Origin of the sequence: Streptomyces tricolor (assembly GCF_002155905.1) — a bacterium.
In the GTDB taxonomy this organism is placed as follows: Bacteria; Actinomycetota; Actinomycetes; order Streptomycetales; family Streptomycetaceae; genus Streptomyces; species Streptomyces tricolor.
Genome location: NZ_MUMF01000143.1, coordinates 1 through 2,893 on the forward strand (window position 1 = coordinate 1; position 2,893 = coordinate 2,893).

Below are 2,893 nucleotides of genomic sequence, written 5' to 3' on the forward strand. Positions count from 1 at the left end.
GCCGCCGACCGCCCGCCCGGACCCGCCCCCGGCGTGGACGCGGCCGGTCCGGACGTTCCAGACGGTGACCCCCCTCCGGTCCGCACCGTCGGGCCCGTCGGAATTCCAGCCCTGGCCGAAGGCGACGTACCCGCCGTCGGGGCTCAGCGCCATGAGGTCGGAGCAGGCCACCCCACCCTCGGGGTCGGCGTCGGGACACGGTTTCGCGGGGGCGCGGAAGACGACCCGTCCGGTGCGGGTGTCCACGACCTCCAGCCGCAGGGCGCCGCGCACGTCACGGAGGCGGGCCAGCGTCCGCCCGTCGGCCGAGAGCTGGGTCACGTAGGCCGGTTCCTTCTCCCACGGAGCCGTCAACGCCCGTCCCAGCGTCAGCGTCCGGACCACGGTCCCCGTGGAGTTCAGGTAACGCAGGGCGCCGGTCTCGCGGTCGAAGGCGAGATCGCTGACCGCCCCGGCCGGCAGCCGGTGGGTCACGATGGGCGCCTCCGTGCGCTCCAGGCGCCACACGTACAGCGCTCTGGCTCCCGTACCCACCAGGAAGTCGCCGTCCGGGCTGAACCGCGCATCGGTCACCTCGTCCGCTTCCAGGGACGGCAGCTTCCGCCCGGTGCGGACGTCCCACCTGCGGACGCCGTCGTCCTGGGGGAGTGCCAGCGACCGGCCGTCCGGGGAGAAGACGAGCCTGCCCGAGCCGCAGTCCGCGGGCCGGGCCCGGGGCGCCTGGAGCGCGGCGGCCCTGCGGCGGCGCGCCGTGTCCCACATCTCCAGCCCCCGCTCGCTGGTGCACAGCGCCAGGGTGCGCCCGTCGGGGCTGAGGGCCACGGCCTGGAGGATCTCATCGCCGTGTTCCTGCACGCGCAGCAGGCGTCGGCCGTCGCGCAGGTCCCACACCAGTACCGCGTGATCCGTCTCCAGGCCCCAGTCCTCCGCCACGAGGGTGCGCCCGTCGGAGCTGAAGTACGCCTCGGACGCCAGGGCAACGCCGCCCAGCGTGCCCGTCACCCGTGCGGTCCGTACGTCCCACAGCTTGATCGAGCCGTCCGTCGGCACCGCGAGCGTCCGGCCGTCCGGGCTCACGGCCGGGGTCTCGCCGGAGGCCATCAGGTCTCCGGGGCCCGGCCCGGAGTGCGTACGGCGATGGGTGCGCAGGTCCCAGGTGCCGACCCGGTCCGCGGTGACGGACACGACGTACCGGCCGTCCGCGGTGAGCCGACGCAGCTCGTTGCTGGTCAGGTCGCTGTGGCCCGAGTCCGCGCCCGGCACCGTCAGCACGTCCTGCTCCCGCTGTGCCGCGGCCGCGATCAGCGCCGACCGCGTCTCCGTGGTGTCGGCCAGCCGCCAGGCGGCCACGCTGAGCCGCATCGCCGTGACCGGGTCGGAGAAGCGCATGCTGTCGGCGACCGCAGCGACGCGGCGGGCCTCGGACTCGACGCGACGGCGGTCGCCCGCGCGGTTCTGCTGCCAGGCGACCGCTCCGGCCACGAGGGCCAGGACGACGAGGACGGCGAGCGCGCCGACCAGACCCCGCCGCCGACGGACCTCGCTCCGGCGGGCGGTGCGGCTCGCCGTGAGGAACGTCTGCTCCAGCGGGGTGAGGGAGGACTCGGCGAGCTGCTCCACGGCCGCGGCGAGCCGGGTCCCGCGGTACAGGGCGCCGGGGTCGCGGCCGAGTTCGTCCCAGGCGCGGGCGGCCTCGGTCAACCGCCGGTGCACCCGCAGCTGCTCGCGTTCCTCGTCGATCCAGCCCGACAGCCGCGGCCAGGCGGTGATCAGCGCCTCGTGGGCGAGGTCGACCCGGTCGTGGTCCAGGGTGATCAGCCGGGCGCGGGCCAGGCGGTCCAGGACCAGGGAGACGTCGGCGGTGGCGGCGGGGCCGCCGAAGTCGAGTTCGGCACGGTCCACGGGGCGACGGGTGTCCTGGGCGCCCTCGCCGGGGGTGATCAGCCGCAGCAGGATCAGACGGGCGAGCCGGGCGTGCTCGGCGGAGAACGCGCTGTGGACGTCCTCCGCGGTCTGGGCGATGGCGCCCCGGATGCCCCCGGCGGCCTCGTACGCCTCCATGGTCAGCGCCCGGCCGCGGCGGCGCCGCCAGGTCTCGCGCAGGACGTGCGACAGCAGCGGCAGACCGCCGGGTTCGCCGGCGACCTCGTCGACGAGCAGCGAGGTCAGGGCACGTTCGACGATGAGGCCCTCCGCCTGGGCCGGTTTGACGATCACCTCCCGCAGTTCGCCGGGCTCCATCGGGCCGACCAGCAGACCGGCCTCCCCGAGCGCGTCGGCCAGAGCGCGGTGTTCGGCGCAGCGGCCGTAGAAGTCGGCCCGCACGGCGATCACGACCCGCAGCCGGGACTGCGGCCCGCACGCGGTGAGCAGCAGGTCGATGAACGCCCTGCGCTCGTCCGGGTCCCGGCAGAGGGTGAAGACCTCCTCGAACTGGTCGACCACGACCAGCGTGTCACCGGCCCCGCCCGGCTCCAGCGCGGCGGCGTGGTCGCGGACGGGGTGCTCGCCCGGGGTGAGGACACGGATGGCGGCCACCTCGCGCGCGGCGCGCAGGGCGGGGATCAGCCCGGCCCGCAGCAGCGACGACTTCCCGCTTCCGGACGGGCCGAAGAGCGCGGTGAACCGCCGCTCGCCGACCCGGCGCCGTAAGGCGGCCAGCAGCCGGTCCCGGCCGAAGAACCGGTCGTGGTCCCCGGGTTCGAACCGGGCCAGGCCCTGGTACGGCGGCTCGGCACCGTCGTCCGCGCCGGCCGCCGCTTCCCGCACCTCCCGGTCCGCCTCCTGCCAGCGCCGCTCCCACTCCTCCGCGTCGCCGCCGCAGGCCCCGACATAGGCCAGGGTCACCTGGAGGGAGGGCAGCTGCTCACCGGCCGCGGCCTGGGACAGCGCC

Annotated in this window: 1 protein-coding gene; it reads right to left on the minus strand. The window is 75.9% G+C overall.

The annotated features are described in order from the left end of the window. Positions 1 to 2,893: nSTAND1 domain-containing NTPase (locus tag CCN44_RS44390; RefSeq protein WP_086697593.1), on the minus strand; the 2,893-nt coding region annotated here is incomplete at both ends.